The sequence below is a fragment of the Acidobacteriota bacterium genome (genome assembly GCA_003696075.1).
Classification (GTDB): Bacteria; Acidobacteriota; Polarisedimenticolia; order J045; family J045; genus J045.
On sequence record RFHH01000121.1, the window covers coordinates 1 to 17,249 of the forward strand.

General features: G+C 72.2%; 17 protein-coding genes. 8 read left to right on the forward strand and 9 right to left on the reverse strand.

Annotated features, from left to right (window positions below; translation table 11 throughout):
• From D6718_07740 to D6718_07765, 6 genes are all read right to left on the reverse strand, one after another.
• Window positions 1–246, reverse strand: a 246-nt coding sequence (locus D6718_07740) for a hypothetical protein (GenBank protein ID RMG45284.1), incomplete at its 3' end; no start/stop codon positions are given.
• Window positions 243–725, reverse strand: coding sequence for a hypothetical protein (locus D6718_07745; GenBank protein RMG45285.1), 483 nt, complete (start codon window positions 723–725; stop codon window positions 243–245). The genes D6718_07745 and D6718_07740, both read right to left, overlap by 4 nt.
• A gap of 46 nt (window positions 726–771) precedes the next feature.
• Window positions 772–1,518, reverse strand: a complete 747-nt coding sequence (locus D6718_07750; protein RMG45286.1) for a MotA/TolQ/ExbB proton channel family protein — start codon at window positions 1,516–1,518, stop codon at window positions 772–774.
• A 30-nt stretch (window positions 1,519–1,548) separates the two neighbouring features.
• Window positions 1,549–2,010, reverse strand: coding sequence for a hypothetical protein (locus tag D6718_07755; GenBank protein RMG45287.1), 462 nt, complete (start codon window positions 2,008–2,010; stop codon window positions 1,549–1,551).
• Window positions 2,011–2,277: 267 nt separating this feature from the next.
• Complete coding sequence (locus D6718_07760) at window positions 2,278–3,675, reverse strand: DUF21 domain-containing protein (protein RMG45288.1); 1,398 nt, start codon at window positions 3,673–3,675, stop codon at window positions 2,278–2,280.
• The gene (locus D6718_07765; protein RMG45289.1) at window positions 3,623–4,564 is read right to left on the reverse strand and encodes a rhomboid family intramembrane serine protease; all 942 of its coding nucleotides are present in this window, start codon (window positions 4,562–4,564) and stop codon (window positions 3,623–3,625) included. The genes D6718_07760 and D6718_07765 overlap by 53 nt, the downstream gene beginning before the upstream one ends.
• A gap of 115 nt (window positions 4,565–4,679) precedes the next feature.
• Between D6718_07765 and D6718_07770 the strand changes: the two genes are divergently transcribed.
• The 3 genes from D6718_07770 (at window position 4,680) to D6718_07780 (ending at window position 8,445) form a co-directional block, all read left to right on the forward strand.
• Window positions 4,680–5,540, forward strand: coding sequence for a hypothetical protein (locus D6718_07770; GenBank protein ID RMG45290.1), 861 nt, complete (start codon window positions 4,680–4,682; stop codon window positions 5,538–5,540).
• A 70-nt stretch (window positions 5,541–5,610) separates the two neighbouring features.
• Window positions 5,611–7,197: an FHA domain-containing protein gene (locus D6718_07775; protein ID RMG45291.1), complete on the forward strand. Its 1,587-nt coding sequence runs from the start codon at window positions 5,611–5,613 to the stop codon at window positions 7,195–7,197.
• Window positions 7,198–7,203: 6 nt separating this feature from the next.
• Window positions 7,204–8,445, forward strand: coding sequence for a nucleotide excision repair endonuclease (locus tag D6718_07780; GenBank protein ID RMG45292.1), 1,242 nt, complete (start codon window positions 7,204–7,206; stop codon window positions 8,443–8,445).
• A gap of 5 nt (window positions 8,446–8,450) precedes the next feature.
• Here D6718_07780 and lipA read toward each other — a convergent pair whose 3' ends face one another.
• A complete protein-coding gene (gene lipA, locus D6718_07785; GenBank protein RMG45293.1) occupies window positions 8,451–9,380 on the reverse strand; it encodes a lipoyl synthase in 930 nt (309 codons plus the stop codon).
• A gap of 17 nt (window positions 9,381–9,397) precedes the next feature.
• Window positions 9,398–10,021 carry a DUF3137 domain-containing protein gene (locus tag D6718_07790; protein RMG45294.1) on the reverse strand — a complete coding sequence of 208 codons (624 nt, stop codon included), beginning with the start codon at window positions 10,019–10,021 and terminating at the stop codon, window positions 9,398–9,400.
• 264 nt (window positions 10,022–10,285) lie between these two features.
• On the opposite strand from D6718_07790, the gene zwf reads away from it, so the two are divergent.
• The 4 genes from zwf to tkt are packed head-to-tail and all read left to right on the forward strand — an operon-like array spanning window position 10,286 to window position 15,943.
• A complete protein-coding gene (gene zwf / locus D6718_07795) occupies window positions 10,286–11,815 on the forward strand; it encodes a glucose-6-phosphate dehydrogenase (GenBank protein ID RMG45295.1) in 1,530 nt (509 codons plus the stop codon).
• Window positions 11,812–13,230, forward strand: a complete 1,419-nt coding sequence (gene gndA / locus D6718_07800; GenBank protein ID RMG45321.1) for an NADP-dependent phosphogluconate dehydrogenase — start codon at window positions 11,812–11,814, stop codon at window positions 13,228–13,230. The genes zwf and gndA overlap by 4 nt, the downstream gene beginning before the upstream one ends.
• Window positions 12,891–13,946: a 6-phosphogluconolactonase gene (pgl, locus tag D6718_07805; protein RMG45296.1), complete on the forward strand. Its 1,056-nt coding sequence runs from the start codon at window positions 12,891–12,893 to the stop codon at window positions 13,944–13,946. Before gndA ends, pgl begins: the two co-directional genes overlap by 340 nt.
• On the forward strand, window positions 13,943–15,943 hold the full coding sequence (gene tkt, locus D6718_07810; GenBank protein RMG45297.1) for a transketolase: 2,001 nt from the start codon (window positions 13,943–13,945) through the stop codon (window positions 15,941–15,943). The genes pgl and tkt overlap by 4 nt, the downstream gene beginning before the upstream one ends.
• Window positions 15,944–16,003: 60 nt before the next feature.
• Here tkt and D6718_07815 read toward each other — a convergent pair whose 3' ends face one another.
• Window positions 16,004–16,222, reverse strand: coding sequence for a hypothetical protein (locus D6718_07815; GenBank protein ID RMG45298.1), 219 nt, complete (start codon window positions 16,220–16,222; stop codon window positions 16,004–16,006).
• A 157-nt stretch (window positions 16,223–16,379) separates the two neighbouring features.
• Here D6718_07815 and D6718_07820 point away from each other — a divergent pair, with 157 nt between their 5' ends.
• Window positions 16,380–17,138 (forward strand): enoyl-CoA hydratase/isomerase family protein, encoded by a 759-nt coding sequence (locus D6718_07820; GenBank protein ID RMG45299.1) that lies wholly within the window; start codon window positions 16,380–16,382, stop codon window positions 17,136–17,138.
• Window positions 17,139–17,249 lie beyond the last annotated feature (111 nt).

Genomic DNA, 17,249 nt, shown 5'->3' on the forward strand with positions numbered 1-17,249 from the left:
GGGCGGTTGGGGGCGCGGCCGCGGGCGCTTCTTCGGCCTCGGCGGCAGGGGCGGCGGCGGCGGGAGCGTCTCCGGCGGGACGCGCACGATCTTCACCTCCCGCGGGACGACCTCCCGCGGTTCCTCGCGCGTCCGGGACAACCGGATCCACTCGGGGGGAAGCAAGAGGAGGGCCGTCGCGACCGAGAGGCAGACGCTGAGGTATCGATACAGGCGCTCCCGGGATTCGCGGGCCCTCGGCGTCATCGTCGAGCCACCCTCGCTTCCTCGAAGATCACCTGCGGGGTGATGCCGCGGTCGAGGCAGGCCAGGATCGCGTTCAGCGCCGCCCCGGCGTACGACTGGCGATCGGTGGTGATGAAGACGTCGACTCCGCGGAGCGCCTTCTCCACCGGAAGGCCGGGACGATGCTCGGCCGCCCAGCTCTCGATCGCCTCGCCGACCTTGCGGTAGGCCTCGACGGAGTTGGGGTCACCGACGGCGATCTCCTCGTGATCCACGGCGATGCGGGAGTCGCGGTAGATGGTGATGTCGAGTCGATCGCGCTCCTGCGCGCTCGTCGCGACGGCGCGGTCCGGATCGCGCTGCGGGAGGGCGAGCTTCTCGCGGACGGTCTTGTCGAACGACGAGGCCACGAGGAAGAAGATGATGAGCAGGAAAACGACGTCGACAGCTCCCTCGAAGCCGTCTTCGAGATCAAAGCTGTGCCGCCACGACTTTCGCATCTGGGCCCTCGCCGGGGCACACCGGGCTCCGCCCGGCCCCGCTTCCTCAGGCGATCAGGCGCTGGTAGGCCAGGGCGATCTGGTCCTCCCGGCGCCCCATCGAGTGAATCACCAGCGTCTTCAGCAGCATGGCGATCGTCTTGATGATCAAGCCGACGACCGTCGTGATGAGAGCGATCTGGATCGCCGTCGCGAGATCCGCGGGCGTCACCGTGTCCAGAATCGAGATCTCGTAGAACGCGGCGACCATCCCGACCGCGGTGCCGAGGAATCCCATGGCCGGCGCGAGCACGGACGCGAGCGAGAAGTACATGAGGTTGCGCTTCACCCGCTCGAACTCGTCATCCTGCAGCTCCTGCCACTTGCGCCCCGGCGCCGCCTCGGCCAGCCCGTTCTCCTGCAGGAATCGCCGGAGGATCTGCCCGAAGAGGGTCCGGTCGCCTTCGAGGGCGCGCTGGGCGGCGGCGATACGCTGCTCCATCGGCGCAGCGGTGTTACGCAGCTCGGCCGCGACGCGCTGGGCCGCCTCCATGTCGATCAGGTACCGGTCGCGCAGCTCGAACAGGTAGTAGTGAAGAAAGACCCCCAGCACGAGAGAGATGATCACCGCGAAGCCGAACATGATCATCGCGTTCAGGGGCACCACGAACTCGGTGATCGCGCGAGCGAGCATGTTGATCATGCTCTCTCCGCGCAGGAAGGAGGAAGCGATCAGCGCCGATGCGCTCACCACGAGGGCCAGCAGGAAAACGGTGCGGGCGGAGCCCGATTGCTCGTAGCGGGTCGATCTCATGGATGTCACCTTTTCCCGGCCTACTCCGGGTCAGTCGTCACGCGCCACGGGCGTCGTGCGGACGATCGTGATCCGGTACAGAGGGGAGACGCGGCCGTCGGACGCGTGCGCGCGCACCTCGATGTCGTTCGCCCCCTGGCGGGGAAGGCCGGCGTCCTGAAGCTCGAAGAAGGTTCGGAAGGGCGCCTCGGTCGCCCCCTCCGGGACCCGCTCGAGCTTCATCAGGTCCTTCGGCTGCGCCGGGCGCGTCGCCGCCACGCGTTCGCCGACCGTCACCCGCTCGATCGGCGCGTGGGAGAAGACGATGCCGGTGACGGTGACGAATGCGGCATCGGTGCTCTCGGCGGCGTCGAGGAAGACGATCGTCGGCCTGTACATCGACGTGTCGAAGACCGGCTGGGAGGAGGCCGTCTCCGCCGGTTCAGCGGAGAAGGCGGCCGTCGCGGCCACGGCGGTCCCCACGGCGAGAACCAAGGACGTCCAAGCGCGCACGGTCTCTCTCCTTTTCGCGGGTGATGCGATCCCGTCCCCCGGGCGAATATGGCCCCGGAAGGGCGAAGATCAAGCACCGCGCGCAGCTCTCGTGGCGCGGGAAAGCTTTGAAACATGTGCGGTTGAAGACGGCCGCGGAGGGCGGCGCGAGGCCCGGTTTCCGATCCCGCAAATCCGCTGACGAAAAAGATGGCGGACTGTTCCGGAGCGGAACGGAGCCCGGAGGGTCCACCGGACCCGAGCGGGGCCCGGCCGGGGACCGGCGCCTCAGTCGCCGCGAGGAACCAGCTCGGCGCGCAGCAGATTGGTGCCCTGAACCACGGTCGCGACCAGTTCGTGTCCGGGGCCGAAGGGGATGCGATCCCCCGCCCGCGGAAGCCGGCCGAGCCGCTCCTGCATCAGCCCGGCGACGGTGTGGACGCCGGGCGGAGCGGGTGGCGGCTCCGGAACCAGTTCGGCGAGGCGGTCGAGCGGCAGCAGCGGATCCAGGACCCACCCTCCTCCCGAGCGTGGGCGGATCGGATCCTGCTCCCCCAGGTCGAACTCGTCGCGGAGCTCTCCGACCAGTTCTTCGAGCACGTCCTCGAGCGTCACGATCCCGGCGGTGCCCCCGTACTCGTCGGCCACTGCGGCCAGGTGGGCCCGGCTTTGCTGGAACGTCCTCAGCAGCCGGTCCGCGGTCAGCGTCTCGGGCACCACCGGGCACGGCCGCGCCAGGCGCCGCAGATCGACCCGCGATTCCCCGGCGATGAGCGGCTGGAGCAGATCCTTCACGTGGATCATTCCGATCACGTTGTCCAGATCGCCCTCGACGAGGGGATAGCGCGAGAACCCCTCCTCACGGATCCGCTCGAGGAGTTCCGCCACCGGCTTGCCGGCGTCCAACGCCACGACCCGCGCCCGGGGAACCATGATCTCCCGGACCCGGCGGTTGGCGAAACGGAAGATGTTGTCGAGGAGGGCGACGTCGATGGCTCCCAGCCGGCCCTGCTTGAGGCTTCGCCGGAGGATCTGCCGCAACTCTTCGCGCCCGTGCGCCTCTGCCTCCTCGACGTCGCCGATCGGGAAGGGCCTGAGGATCTGGCGCGCCGAGAAATTGAGGAGCGCCACCAGGGGCCACGAGGCGATCCAGAACAGCCGCAGGGGGAGGGAGACGCCGAGGGCCACCTTCTCCGCCAGGACGATGGCGACCGTCTTCGGCACCAGCTCGCCCAGCACCACGTGCAAAAAAGTGATGAATAAGAAGGAGAGGCCCAGAGAGGCCGACAGCGCGACCGTCCCCAGCCACGGCTCCGCGGGGCCCAGAAGGAATTCGAAGATCGACGCGAAGGCGGGCTCGCCGAGCCATCCGAGCGCCAGGCTGGCGAGCGTGATCCCCACCTGGCAGACCGAGAGCGCCTGATCCAGGTGCTCGACGAGATGGAGGGCCCTGGCCGCCCGGCGGCTGCCCTTCGCCGACAGCTCTCGGAGCCTCCCGGGACGCACGCGCACGAGCGCGAACTCCGCGGCGACGAACAGGGCGTTGGCCAGGACCAGGAGGAGCGCCCCCGCGATCGCGGCCGCGGTCGGTAGCCAGTCGTGCGACGCGCCGCTCGTCATCCGCTTCGGCCGCTCAGACGGCGGGAGGCGCGGCGGCCGCCGCGACGAAGCCCGCGAGGCAGACAAGCACGGCGACGGCGGCGGCTGCCGTCCAGGCGCCCTCCAGCCACGCCGAGCGCGCCGGGGGGCCGCCGATCGCCGACCCCAGCAACAGGCCGGCGACGAGGCCGCCGGCGTGCGCCGCATGGTCGATCCCCGGCACGAGGAGCAGGATCGCCCCGAACAGGGCCCAGCGCGTGAGCTGACCCGCCAGGCGTCGCGAGCCGCGCAGGTATCCGTGCGCGATGCCGAAGCCGATCAGCCCGAAGAGCGCCCCCGAGCAGCCGACGCTCAGTGAACCCGGAGCGAACCAGGCCGAGGCGGCGAACGACGCCATACCGGTGGCGACGTAGATCACGAGGAATCTCCGGCCCCCGACCACCTCCTCCACCACCGGCCCGAGGCTCGCGAGAGCGTAGACGTTGAAACCGACATGGATGATCGACGCGTGGAGGAAGATCGGGTTCACCAGCCGCCACCACTCGCCGGCCGCGATGAGCGGGGTGTACTTCGCCCCGAATCGCACCAGCATGCGGGTCGGCAGGCTGAACGGCGAGCCCCCGGGGCCGGCGAGGGCCATCGCCAGGTACAACGCCGCCGTCAGTCCGGCGACCGCCAGCGAAGCCGACCCCAGACCGGGTGCGAGCGCCTCCAGGAGGCGGTGGGGGCCGCCGGCCGCTCCCCCCCGCATCGCCGCCCCGCACTCCGGGCAGGAACGGGCCCGTCGCGGAACGAGCGCGCGGCATTCGGCGCACATCTTGTAAGGGGCCCTCGACGGCCGGGCGGGGATGGGCGAGTCCCCGCCGAGCGCCGCGAGGCGCCGGCGGATCCGCTCGCGCCACCAGACCGGCAGCCCGAGCCGCGTCAGGCCTCGCAGGACCGCCTCCACCGTGTCGGCCAGGAATTTCCGGATCATCGCGCCCCGCGCACCGTCCGGGCGGATTGTCTCACAATCGCACCGCGCCGCCCGCCGCGCCGCCCGGCTCCCCGGCCGGCGTCCGTGGCACAATGCTGGTCGCAGGAGGCGAGACGTGGACGGATCGCAGCGCAGGAACCCTCTCCCACGCGGGCGGGCGCGGCTGGTGCTCGCCGCCCTTCTGGTGACCCTCGCCGGCGGCGGGAAGCTGTTCCAGGCGCCGGAGCCGGAGGTGATCTACAGCGGGACCGCCCCGGGGCTCGAGCCCGGGGTCACGGTCATCCGCGACGACGCGGCTTTCGACCGGCTCGTGGAACCGCTCGACCCCGACTTCGGCGGGGAGCGGCCGGACCTGAGAAAGCGATCGGTCCTGCTGGTCGTGGGCCGGCCTCGCGAGAACGGGTGCCGCGACACCGCCCTGGCGGCGGTCGAGACGCGGAACATGAAGGCGAAGGTGACGATCGAGGAGCGGGTCCCGGAGCCCGGGTGCGGCTGCGGGGGTGGGGCGCGGCCTCCCGCCGCGTGGCTGGTGACGGTGAGCCGGCTGGTGCGGAAGGCCACGGCCGAAACGGTCGAGGCGCCGGCGGAGTGCCGGCCCGCGCCCGGTGCGGAACGCCCCGTACTCCTCTGGGAGGGAAGCTGGGATCACGCCCCGGGGGCGGAGATCGTCGCGGACGAGGCGGCCTACGCCTCCCTGGCGAAGCGCTCCGGGCTCGAAGGGGAGCCGCCAGCCGTCGATTTCCACGCGCACCGCGTGGTGGCCGTGACGGGGCGCCCCAGGAGCAACGGCTGCCGCCGGACTCGAGTGGTCGAAACGGAGCTGGACGGAGACGAGGAAGCGGTCTTCACCCTCGAGGAGGTCTACCCGGGGCCGGGGCAGATCTGCACGCAGCAGTTCCTCCTCCCGAAGCTCTTCGTCTACCGAGTCCCCGCCGGTGTCGTGCGGGTTCGCACGATCACCCGAGAGCGCCGCTGAGTTCGCCGCGGAGCGGAGCGCGGCACCGGGCGCCCTCGCCCGCCGGGAGGATCCGGTCGGAGGTGCCGCCATGAAGGTGACGATCATCACGGCGGACGACGAGCGGCGCACGATCGAGCTGCGGGGAGAGCGCATCCGGGTCGGCCGGTCGAGGTCGAACGAGATCTGTCTTCTCGACGCCTACGTCTCCCGCGCGCACGCCGAGCTGGCCAGGACCGCTGAAGGCTGGACGATCCGCGACGTGGGAAGCCGCGGCGGCACCTACCTCAACGGCGTCCGGGTCACCGCGCCGACGCCGGTCCACGAGGGGGACATCGTGCAGCTGGGGAACAGCGCGCTCGCCTTCGGGGAAGCCGCCGCGGACGGCTCGGTCACCCTCTCGGAGACGGCGGGTGCAGCGACGGTGCACACCTACCGCTCCGCCGACACGTCGCCCCGCGCTTTCCCCCGGGTCGTGGTGAGGGCGGTGCGCGAGCTGGCCCACCGCGGACCGAGCGACACCACGCTCAGGGACATCCTGCGCATGGCGGTGGAGGCGGTCGACGGCGACCGGGGAGCTCTCGCGCTCGCCGCCCCCGACGGCTCGCTCCGCATCAAGAGCGCGGTTCCCTGGGAGAAGCGGGCGGAGATCGTCATACCGAGCACGGTCCACCGGCGGGTGCTGGAGGCGGGCGAGGCGGTGTTCGCGGAGGACGTCTCGGCCGACCGGGACATGGCCGCGGCGCGATCCGTCGTCAGCCAGGGCATCCGGTCCTTCTACTGCGCCCCCGTCGGCTACGAGGAGGAGGTTCGGGGGATCCTTTACATCGACACCCGTTCGCACCGGGCGCACTTTCACCGCTCGCAACTCGAGCTGGTGGCCACGCTGGCGAGCTTCATCGGCATCGCGCTGGAGTTCGAGCGCGCGCGGCGCGTGGAGGAGAGGAACCGGCGCATGCAGGCCGAGCTGAGCGCGGCGGCGGAGATCCAGGAGCGCCTCCTCCCCGGCGAGCACCCCCGCCTCGCCGAGGGCTTCGTGGTGGCCGCCCACCACAGGGCGTGTCACACGGTGGGCGGCGATCTGTACGACGTGTGGCAGCCGTCGCCCGCCACGGCCGGAATCATGGTCGCCGACGTGGCCGGCAAGGGCCTCGGCGCGGCGCTCATCACCTCGAGCCTCCACGCCCTGTGGTACGGCGCGCGCACCTCGGACCTGCCCCCGGAGCGCTGGTTGCCGAGGATCAACGAGCGGCTGCGGCCGCTGATTCCCGAGAACCGGTTCGCGACGATAGCGTTCGCTCTCGTCGACGCGGAAACCGACCGGCTCCGGCTGGCCGGGGCGGGACACACACCTGCGCTCCTGCTCTCGGGCGGCCGGGTGGAGGTCCTGAGGTCGCTGGCACCCGCCGTCGGCCTTTTCCCCGACTTCGACTGCCCCATCGCCGAGCGCCCGTTCCGGAGCGGCGATCTCCTCTTGCTGTGCAGCGACGGGGCTCTGGACCAGCGCGACCCGGGCGGCGATCCGTTCGGCGAGGGCCGCCTGTTGGAGCGGTTCCGGCAGCTGGCGCCGCGCGGCCCGGAGGAGCTGGTGGAAGGCATGACGTCCGCCATCGAAGAGCACGCGGGCGGCGCCGAGCAGGACGACGATCTGACGCTGGTGGCGCTGGCCAGGAGCTGATCCGCGATGAAGGGTCCGGCGCTGGTCGACCGCATCGTCGCCTCTCTCGCGGACGGGCCCCCCCGCAGCACCGCCGACCTCGCCCGCGAGTTTCTCCGCGTGGGCGTGCTGGACGAGGCGACGGCGGAGTCGCTTCTCGGCGGTCTTCTCGCCGCGGATCCGCGGCTGGAGCGGCTGGGGACGGTCTGGCGCGTGCGCGGTTCCGCCGCCCGGGGTCTCCCGCTCCGGGCGCCGTTCGCGGCCGTCGTCGCCCCGCACGGGGTTCCGCTCGCCGGTTTCCTGGCGCGCGGGCCGGGGAAGCCGGCGATGACCGTCTGCGCCGGCGGCGAGGCGGAGGCGGCCCGCTTCGAGGAGCGGACGGGAAGGAAGCTGCCGCGCCCCGTCCTCTCGCTGGCGGAGGTCGCGAGGCGCCTGCGCGGCCATCGCGGCCGCGCCGACCCCGTGGCGATCGCGGAGTCGCTGGGTTGCCCGCACGTCGAGCCGGTGGAGGGCGCCGGCGGACCGGCCGCCGACCGACTCGCCGCGGTCGTGGCCGACGCCTGGGCCGCCCTCGTCGAGGAGCTCGCGCTCGAAGGGGTCGGGGACACCCTCGCGCTGCACCGGATGCTCGAAGCCGCGCTCGAGCCGGCGGACTTCGAGGGAAAGGCGTTCGGCCCGAGCGATCTGCGGTGTCTCCCGGAGCTGCCCGGGGCCTACCGTTTTCTCGCCGCGGACGGCACCACGATCTACGTCGGCCAGTCGGCCAACCTCAGGGCGCGGGTCTGCTCCTATTTCGCGGGCTCGCCTCGCGACGAGAAGGACCGCCTCCTCCGGGCCGAGTCGTTCCGGCTCGAAACCCGGACGGTCGACAGCGTCCCGGATGCGCTCCTGGCGGAAGCGGAATGGATTCGGCGCTTCGAACCGCGCCTGAACGTGAAGCGGCGCGCCCTCGGCCCCGCCCCGCCGGACGGCGTGCTGGTGGCTCCCGCCCCGTGGCGGGGAGGGGCGGCGCTGTTCTCGATCGCGGGCGGGCGGCTGGTGCGCCGACGCCTCTTGCTACCCGGCCCCCGCCGGGCGCGGAGGGCCGCCGCGGAGGCGGTCGACGCGGTCCTCTCGCCGCCGCCGGCGCCCCCGAGAGCCGACCGGGCGGCCCGGCTCCTCCGTACCTGGATGCGACTCCGCGAGGACCGCCGGCTGATCGAACCGGGACGGGACGGCGGCCGCGAGGAGATGATCGGCCGCGTCCTGCAGCTCTCCGGCGAGCCGTGACGCCCTCAGCGCGGAACGTGCGCTTCGGCGTGGTACGAGGAGCGCACCAGCGGCCCGGCCTCCACGTGACGGAATCCCAACCCGAGTGCGAAGCGCCTCCAGCGCTCGAATTCCGACGGCGGAACGTACCGCGCCACCGCCATCTGCTCCGGACCCGGCCGCAGATACTGGCCGAGCGCGAGGATGTCCACACCGGCCTCCCGGATCCGCCGGAGCGCCGCCGCCACCTGCTCCCGGGTCTCACCGAGGCCGAGCATCATCGCGGTCTTGGTGAGGCCTCCGAAGAGAGCCCGCCGCTCCGATGCGCGCCGGAGCAGCGCGAGCGAGTGCTCGAACCGCGAGCCGGGGCGGGCGACCCGGTACAGCTCCGGCACCGTCTCCACGTTGTGCGAGAAAACCGCCGGTTTCGCTTGGAGCACGGTCCGGAGCGCACCCTCCGGATCCTGCTTGAAATCGGGAGTCAGGACCTCCACCGCGCAGCCTGGCGCCGTCCGGTGGATCTCCTCGATGACGGCGGCGAAGTGGGCCGCGCCGCCATCCGGGAGATCGTCGCGATCCACCGAGGTGATCACCGCGTGCCGGAGCCCGAGGTCGGCCACCGCGCGGGCCACGCGCCGCGGTTCGTCCGGATCGGGTGGCGCCGGGGGACGGCCGCTGGACACCGCGCAGAAACCGCACCGCCGGGTGCACACGCTGCCGAGGATCATGAAGGTGGCCGTGCCCGCCGACCAGCACTCGAAGATGTTCGGGCAACGGGCTTCCTGGCACACGGTGTTCAGCCCGAGCCCTTCCGCCAGCCGCCGGACCCGGTTGTACCGCGGGCCGGTGCGGAGGCGCACTCCCAACCACTTGGGCTTCGGGCCCTCCGCCCCGCCGCGGCGAGCCCGGCCGGCGGGCGAATCGGGATGCGGACGGTAGCCCGGCAGCCGGCGCATCGTCCCGTGGCCCCCGCTCACAGCCGAACGTTGGGATCGGACCGGTAGGCGGAGCCGATCTGGCACAGGCGGTCGAGGGTCTCGGCGAACGGCCGGTAGAGGCGGTCGATCTTGTCCGGCTCGGTGATCCGCCCGTCCGCCTGGAGGTACAGCTCGTCGACCTCCCCCGGAAAGTCCGGTCCGAACCACCCCTCGTCGTCCCGCACCTCCAGGAGTTCCACCGGAGCCTCCACCAGATCGCGCCGCAGCCGCTCGCAGCCCAACAGGCGGCGCAGCTCCTCCTTGCTGTTGCCCTGAACGATGAACTCGCGGTCGAATTCGGGATCCCCGATCTCGACGTCCTCCATGCCGAGATGCTTGGCGAGGTCCAGCATCAGGGAGCGGCGGCGCAGGCGGAAACGGAAGCCGTCGCGGTTCACGTAGGGCGCGCGGATCCGGGTGATCACGCGCGAACTGAAGCCGGCCACGTCGGCGTGGACGTCGACGACGATCGAAAACGGTCCCGAGCGGACCCGCAGCGGAGAGCCGTCCCACTCCCCGGGCGCGAACCGGGCGATCGAGTCGAGCAGCTCCGTGCGGATCTCCTCGCGGTGCTCGCGAAAGTGGTCGAGGCAGGGATCCTGGTCCTTCCGCTCCGCCATGGGACACCTCCGGCCGCCCGGGAGACGGCGTCACGCCGCCCATCATCCGCAACGGCCGCGGCCTCGGCAACCTCGGACCGCCGGGGGGCACCGGAGCGCTTCCCCGCCGGCGGGCACTCCGGAGTCCCGGCCGGCGGAGGGGTCCGCCGCCGAGCCGCCGGCCGCGACCGGCGAGGAGCCGGGAGCGTCCCTTTCCCCCGAACGCCTCCCGTGCGAGGATGAGCGCCCGGGAGTCCGCAGCGCCAGGCCTCAGGAGGTCACAGGATGCGGATCGAGTGCGAGGTCGCCGGACCCCGTCCCGAACCGGCGGCGGGCGAGCGGCCCGAGCCGTGCGCGCTGATCCTGTTCGGAGCGACGGGGGATCTGGCGCGCCGGAAGCTGTTCCCCGCCCTGTTCCGGCTCGCGTGCGACGGGCTCATGCCCGAGCGGTTCGCGATCCTCGGGGCCGCCAGGACACGGATGGAGCGGGACGCCTTCCTCGAGTCGCTCCGCCCGAGCGCTTCCGATGTCCCCGAGGATCGGTGGGGCGAGATCGCCGAGGCGATCGACTACGTGGCCCTGTCCGAGGAGGACGGGTACGCGCGGCTCGCCGCAGCCCTCGCCGAACTCGAGCGCAAGAGGGACACGGGCGGCAACCGGATGTTCTACCTGGCCACGCCGCCCTCCGCCGTCGAACCGATCCTCCGGACTCTTTCGGGGATGAACCTGCTGCACCGCACGGGGCGGGAGTCCCCGTGGACGCGGGTGGTGATCGAAAAGCCGTTCGGCCGGGACCTGGAGTCGGCCCGGAGGCTCAACCGCACGCTGAGCGAGTTCCTCGACGAGAGCCAGCTCTACCGGATCGATCACTATCTCGGGAAGGAGACCGTTCAGAACATCCTCGTCTTCCGCTTCGGCAACGCCCTGTTCGAGCCGCTGTGGAACAGGAAGTACGTGGATCACGTGCAAATCACGGTGGCCGAGCCGATCGGCATCGGGAACCGCGGTGCCTTCTACGACCGCACGGGCGTGGTCAGGGACATCGTCCAGAACCACATCCTCCAGCTCCTCTCCCTGTGCGCGATGGAGCCGCCGCTCTCCTTCCACGCGGACGACGTGCGTGACGAGAAGGTGGCCGTTCTCCGGGGCCTCCGCCCGATCAAGGGAGACGACGTCGCCAGGGCCGTCGTCGCCGGACAGTACGAAGGGTATCGGCAGGAGAAGAATGTCGATCCGGAGTCCAACACCGCCACCTACGTGGCGATGAAGGTCTTCATCGACAACTGGCGGTGGCAGGGAGTCCCCTTCTATCTGCGGACCGGGAAGAAGCTCGCCGGCAAGCTGACCGAGGTGGTGATCGTCTTCCAGGAGGTTCCCCTGTGTCTGTTCGACACGGGCGACACCTGCCGCCGGATGCGCCCGAACGTGCTGACGTTGAGGATCCAGCCGGACGAGGGCATCACCTTGTCCTTCACCTGCAAGGCGCCGGGACATGCCACCGACGTGAGGGAGGTCACCATGGACTTCTCCTACGCCCGGGCCTTCGATGTCCCGCTCCACGACGCCTATCACCGGCTCCTCCTCGACGTGATGCGCGGCGACCAGACGCTGTTCGACCGTCAGGATGCGGTCGAAGCGGCATGGCGGTTCGTCACGCCGATCGTCGAGCGGCTGGAGTCCGGCGAGCTTCCGCCGCCGCATCTCTACCGAGCGGGCAGCCAGGGTCCCCCGGCGGCGGACGAGCTGCTCACCGACGACGGGCGGGCGTGGCGCCCGATCCCGCCGGCTCCCCGCACGCGGGAGACCTCGCGATGACGGCGCGCGATGAGCGCCCCGCGCTCGGCGCCTTCGGCCTCGTGGGGCTGGGCGTGATGGGGCTCAACCTCGCGCGGAACATGATCGATCACGGCGTTTCGGTCGTCGCGTGGGATATCGACCGGGAGCGCGTGGCCCGGTTCGGCAGAGAGGAGCCCGCCGGGCGGGCCGTTGGAGCCGAGGATCTCGAGGATCTCGTCGCGCGGCTGCCGCGGCCGCGCCGCATTCTCGTCATGGTGCCGGCCGGGCGGGCGGTGGACTCCGTTCTCGACCGGCTCGCTCCCCTGCTCGACCGGGGAGACGTCGTGATCGACGGCGGAAACTCCTACTACGGCGACACCGAGCGCCGCCAGCGCTCCCTCGACGCGCGCGGCGTGTCGCTCGTGGGGCTGGGAGTGTCGGGGGGAGAAGAAGGCGCCCGGCACGGCCCGTCGCTGATGGCAGGAGGAGATCTCCGGGCTTACCAGCTCGTGGCGCCCGTCCTCGAGGCGATCGCGGCACGAAGCGGGCACGGCCCCTGCGTCGCCAGGCTCGGACCGGGGGGGGCCGGCCACTTCGTGAAGATGGTCCACAACGGGATCGAGTACGGCGACATGCAGGTGATCGCCGAGATCTACGACCTCGCGCGGCGGGGCCTCGGCCTGGCCCCGGCGGAGGTGGCGGATCTCTTCGACCGATTCGGCGAGGGCCGCCTCGCCTCCTTCCTGACCGAAGCGGCGGCCGCGGTCCTGCGGGCCACCCACGTAGAGCAGCCACTCGTCGACGCCATCGTCGACGAGGCGGGGCAGAAGGGCACGGGGCGATGGACCGCCCGGGACGCCATCGACATGGGAGAGGCGGTGCCGACGCTCACGGCCGCCGTCGATGCCCGCGTCCTCTCGTCGGCGGGGTCGCTGCGCCGCGCGCTCGCGGCGCGGCTCGGCACGCCGGCGGGCCCGGTCGAACTCGCCCCCGGCGATCTCGAGCAGGCGTTCTTCGGGGCCCGCCTGTGCGCCTATGCCCAGGGGTTCCGCTTCATTCGGCTCGCGAGCGACGAGCACGGCTGGGGGATCGATCCCGGGACCGTGACGCGGGTGTGGCGGGCGGGCTGCATCATCCGCGCCGCGCTGCTGGACCGGATCGCCGAGGCGTTCGCAGGCGATCCGGAGCTCCCGCACCTGTTCTTGCACCCGCCGCTGGCGCGCGAGATCGGAGAGGCGCTGGCGGGCTGGCGGCGGACCGCCGCCGCCGCGGCCTCGGCCGGCATTCCGGCGCCTGCGATCGCCTCTTCCCTCGCCTACGTCGACGCCCTGCGCTCGGAGAGGCTTCCCCAGAGCCTCACGCAGGGGCAGCGCGACTACTTCGGAGCGCACGGCTTCCGCCTGCGTGGCGATCCCGAGGACGCACCGCTCCGGCACGGGACCTGGCGGCGGTGAAGCCGAGACTCCTCGTCTGCGACGGCGCGGAGGCGTTCCGCCGGGAAGCCGCCCGCGAGCTGGCTTCCCTCGTCGCCGGAGCGATCGCGCGGGAGGGCCGCTGCCGTCTGGGACTCGCGGGTGGACGCACTCCCCGACCCGTCTACGAATCGCTGGCCGCCGGCTGCGGCCTGCCGCCGATCGACTGGGACCGCGTCGAGCTGTTCTTCGGTGACGAGCGGTGCGTCCCACCGGACGATCCGGAGAGCAACTTCCGCATGGTCCGCGAGAGCCTTCTCGACCGGCTGCCGCGCCCGCCCCGCGCCGTCCTGCGCATGGAGGGAGAGCGCTGCCCCGAGGCCGCCGAGCGCTACGAGGCGCGGCTTCCCGACCGGCTGGACGTGCTCGTCCTCGGCATGGGAGCGGACGGCCACACCGCGTCGCTGTTCCCCGGGTCGCCGGCTCTCCACGAGCGGCGGCGCCGCGTCCTCTGCGTGCGCGCGCCGGTGCCGCCGGAGCTCCGGCTCACCGTGACGCCGCCGGTGATCGAGGCGGCTCGGGAGATCGTCCTGCTGGCGGCGGGCCGCTCGAAGGCGGAGGCTCTCGCTCGAGTCATGGCCGACGAGGGGCGGGTCGAGCGGACGCCCGCCCGCATCGCCCGCCGCGGTCTCATCGTCACCGACGCCGACGCAGCGGCGCTCGTTCCACCGTCGCTCGTCTCCAGGAGGCGCCCATGAGCTATCGACCGGACGATCTGGATCTGCTCGCGGTCAACACGATCCGAGGCCTCGCCATCGACGCCATCGAGAAGGCCCGGTCCGGGCATCCGGGGCTGCCGCTCGGAGCCGCTCCGATGGCCTACGTCCTCTGGCAGCGCCACCTCCGGTTCGATCCCTCGGATCCCGAGTGGCCGGACCGCGACCGCTTCGTTCTGTCCGCGGGACATGGCTCCATGCTTCTCTACGCGCTGCTTCACCTGTACGGCTTCGATCTGCCGCTCGAAGAACTCGAGAGGTTCCGCCAGTGGGGAAGCCGCACGCCCGGCCACCCCGAACGGCATCTCACGCCCGGTGTGGAGGCGACGACGGGCCCCCTCGGCCAGGGCACGGCGGTCGCCGCGGGGATGGCGGTCGCGGAGGCGATGCTGCGCGCCCGCTTCGGGCCGGCCCTGGTCGGCCACCGGACCTACGCTCTCGTCTCCGACGGCGACCTGATGGAGGGCATCTCCTCGGAGGCCGCCTCCCTCGCCGGCCATCTGCGGCTTGGCCGGCTGATCTACCTCTACGACTCGAACGGCATCTCGCTCGACGGTCCGACGTCGATGACCTTCACCGAGGACGTCTCGGCGCGGTACCGCGCCTACGGCTGGCAGGTGCTCGAGGTGGCGGACGGCGACGGGGATCTCGCGGCGATCGACCGCGCGATCACCGAGGCCGAAGAGGACGAGGAGCGGCCGTCGTTGATCGTGGTCCACACGACGATCGGATTCGGCTCGCCCCACAAGGCGGGAACCCACGCCGCCCACGGCTCGCCGCTCGGCGAGGAAGAAGCCCGGCTGACGAAGGCGGCGCTCGGTCTCGACCCGGATCGCCGCTTCGCGGTCCCGGACGAGGTTCGATCGCGCTGCGCCGAGGCGGCGGAGCGCGGCCGGCGCGCGCACGCCGCGTGGCGCGAGCGGCTCGAGCGCTCGGAGCGGCGCGAGGAGTTCCGGAGATTCCTCGAGCAGCCCGCCCCGGTCGAGCTCGCCGAGCGCCTGCCCCGCTGGCGCGTGGGGGAATCGCTGGCCACCCGCGCCGCGGCCGGCAAGGCGCTGCAGGCGGTGGCGGCGGCGCTGCCCTGGCTCGTCGGGGGCGATGCCGATCTGTCGGGATCGACGAAGACCGAGATCGCCGGCGCGGGGTGGGTCGCACCGGGCGAATGGGAGGGACGGAACGTCCACTTCGGCGTGCGCGAGCACGCGATGGGTGCGATCGCGAACGGTCTCGCATACCACGGGGGGCTGCGGCCGTTCGTGGCCACGTTCCTGGCATTTTCCGACTACATGCGTCCGCCGGTGCGGCTGGCCGCGCTCGATCGGCTGCCGGTCGTCTATGTCTGGACGCACGATTCGATCGGCGTCGGGGAGGACGGCCCGACGCACCAGCCGGTCGAGCAGATCGCCGCGCTGCGGGCGATTCCCGGACTGCACGTCGTTCGCCCCGGCGATCCGAACGAGGCCGCGGCGGCCTGGCTCTACGCCGCACGGCGAACGGACGGTCCGACGGCGCTGGTCCTCTCCCGGCAGAAGCTTCCGGTCTTGGAGGGCACGCTCGAGCGCGCTTCGCAGGGGCTCCCGCGCGGTGCGTACGTCCTCGCGGAGGCGGAGGGCGGAACGCCCGACGCGATCGTCATCGCGACCGGATCGGAGCTCCAGCTGGCGCTCGCCGCCCGGACGTCGCTCGCCGCGGAGGGAATCCGCGTGCGCGTCGTCTCGATGCCGTGCGCCGAGGCCTTCGAAGAGCAGGAGGACGCCTACCGGAAGGAGGTGCTGCCGCCGGCGGTCACCGCCCGCGTCGTGATCGAAGCGGGCCGCAGCTTGGGCTGGCACCGCTGGGCGGGCGACCGGGGTGTCGTGATCGGCGTCGATCGCTTCGGCGCCTCGGCGCCGGGCCCGGTGGTGATGGAAAAGCTCGGCATCACCGAGAAAGCGGTCGTCGAGAGCGTCCGCTCGCTGGTGGCCGGGGCGCGGGGCTGAACCGGGCGGCGCCGGGAGGCCTCCGCCGTCGCGCCGGTGGCGCTTGCGATCGCGCCGCGCTCACGGGCCCCCGAGGACCCTTTCCAGCTCCCGGGCGTGCCGGGAGGTCGTCCGGTCCATCTCCTGCAGCTTCTCGCCGATCGCGGCGCCGTCGAGCGCCGGCGGCGTTTCCGGGGGCACGTGCGACCGCCAGGCCCGGGCCGACAGCAGCAGCACGACCGTGAGGACGACGACCAGGGCGACGAGACCCGATCCGGAGGGCATCCGCTGCATCTTCATCGAGGCGACGCCTCCCGGATCGAAGCTCGCTCTTTCCGACCGCGGCCGCAAGTTCCCGGAAAGCCCAGCCTCGACAGCGATCGGCGGGCGGGATAGCCTCCGTCCCCGCGCCGGGCGGGGCGGCCGCTCCGGCGCACCGCTCGAGGAGGACGGGCCGATGATCGAACCGGGCCGGGTCGAAGTGAACGTCGAGGGCGGTGTCGCCCGGGTGACCTTCTCTCACCCGAAGGGAAACTCCCTTCCCGGAGCGACGCTCGCGGAACTCGCGGCCGCGGTGCGGAGAGCGTCGGACGACCCCGCAGCCCGTGTCGTCCTGCTGCAGAGCGCCGGCGAGCGGGCGTTCTGCGCGGGGGCGTCGTTCGACGAGTTGCTGGCGGTGAAGGACGAGGCAGCGGCCACGGAGTTTTTCATGGGCTTCGCGCGGCTGATCCTGGCGATGCGAAGCTGCCCCAAGTTCGTCGTCGCGCGCGTGCAGGGCAAGGTCGTCGGCGGTGGAGTCGGAGTCGTCGCCGCATCCGACTATGCGCTCGCCACGCGAGCCGCATCGATCAGACTCAGCGAACTCGCTCTCGGCATCGGGCCGTTCGTCATCGGTCCGGTGGTGGAGCGGAGGATCGGTCCCGGTCCTTTCGCCGCCGCCGCCGCCGACGCCGACTGGCGCGACGCGGACTGGGCCGAACGGCACGGCCTGTACGCCCAGGTCCATGACTCGATCGAGGAGCTGGATGCCGCGGTGTCCGCGCTGCTCGAGCGTTTGGCCGGCTTTTCGCCCGAGGCGATGGCGGAACTCAAGCGCGTGTTCTGGGAGGACACGACGGGCTGGGAACGGCTCCTCGAGCGGCGCGCCGCGATCAGCGCCCGCCTGGTGCTGACCGACCGGGCGCAGCGAACGATTCAGGGAATGCGCGGCCGCTGACCGCCCGCGGCCGCCGTCCCGTTCCCGGGGCCGCGTCGGGCCGGCTCCCCGCCTGTAGCCGGCGTCCGCAGCGAAACGAGCCGCTGCCACCGGAAGCTCGGAACGGATCCC

Excerpts from the sequence above, each read along its gene's own strand:
- D6718_07745 (RMG45285.1), bottom strand. The coding sequence starts at position 725 with ATGCGAAAGTCGTGGCGGCACAGCTTTGATCTCGAAGACGGCTTCGAG.
- D6718_07750 (RMG45286.1), bottom strand. The coding sequence starts at position 1,518 with ATGAGATCGACCCGCTACGAGCAATCGGGCTCCGCCCGCACCGTTTTC.
- D6718_07765 (RMG45289.1), bottom strand. The coding sequence starts at position 4,564 with ATGATCCGGAAATTCCTGGCCGACACGGTGGAGGCGGTCCTGCGAGGC.
- D6718_07775 (RMG45291.1), top strand. The coding sequence starts at position 5,611 with ATGAAGGTGACGATCATCACGGCGGACGACGAGCGGCGCACGATCGAG.
- D6718_07780 (RMG45292.1), top strand. The coding sequence starts at position 7,204 with ATGAAGGGTCCGGCGCTGGTCGACCGCATCGTCGCCTCTCTCGCGGAC.
- lipA (RMG45293.1), bottom strand. The coding sequence starts at position 9,380 with ATGCGCCGGCTGCCGGGCTACCGTCCGCATCCCGATTCGCCCGCCGGC.
- D6718_07790 (RMG45294.1), bottom strand. The coding sequence starts at position 10,021 with ATGGCGGAGCGGAAGGACCAGGATCCCTGCCTCGACCACTTTCGCGAG.
- zwf (RMG45295.1), top strand. The coding sequence starts at position 10,286 with ATGCGGATCGAGTGCGAGGTCGCCGGACCCCGTCCCGAACCGGCGGCG.
- gndA (RMG45321.1), top strand. The coding sequence starts at position 11,812 with ATGACGGCGCGCGATGAGCGCCCCGCGCTCGGCGCCTTCGGCCTCGTG.
- tkt (RMG45297.1), top strand. The coding sequence starts at position 13,943 with ATGAGCTATCGACCGGACGATCTGGATCTGCTCGCGGTCAACACGATC.
- D6718_07815 (RMG45298.1), bottom strand. The coding sequence starts at position 16,222 with ATGAAGATGCAGCGGATGCCCTCCGGATCGGGTCTCGTCGCCCTGGTC.
- D6718_07820 (RMG45299.1), top strand. The coding sequence starts at position 16,380 with ATGATCGAACCGGGCCGGGTCGAAGTGAACGTCGAGGGCGGTGTCGCC.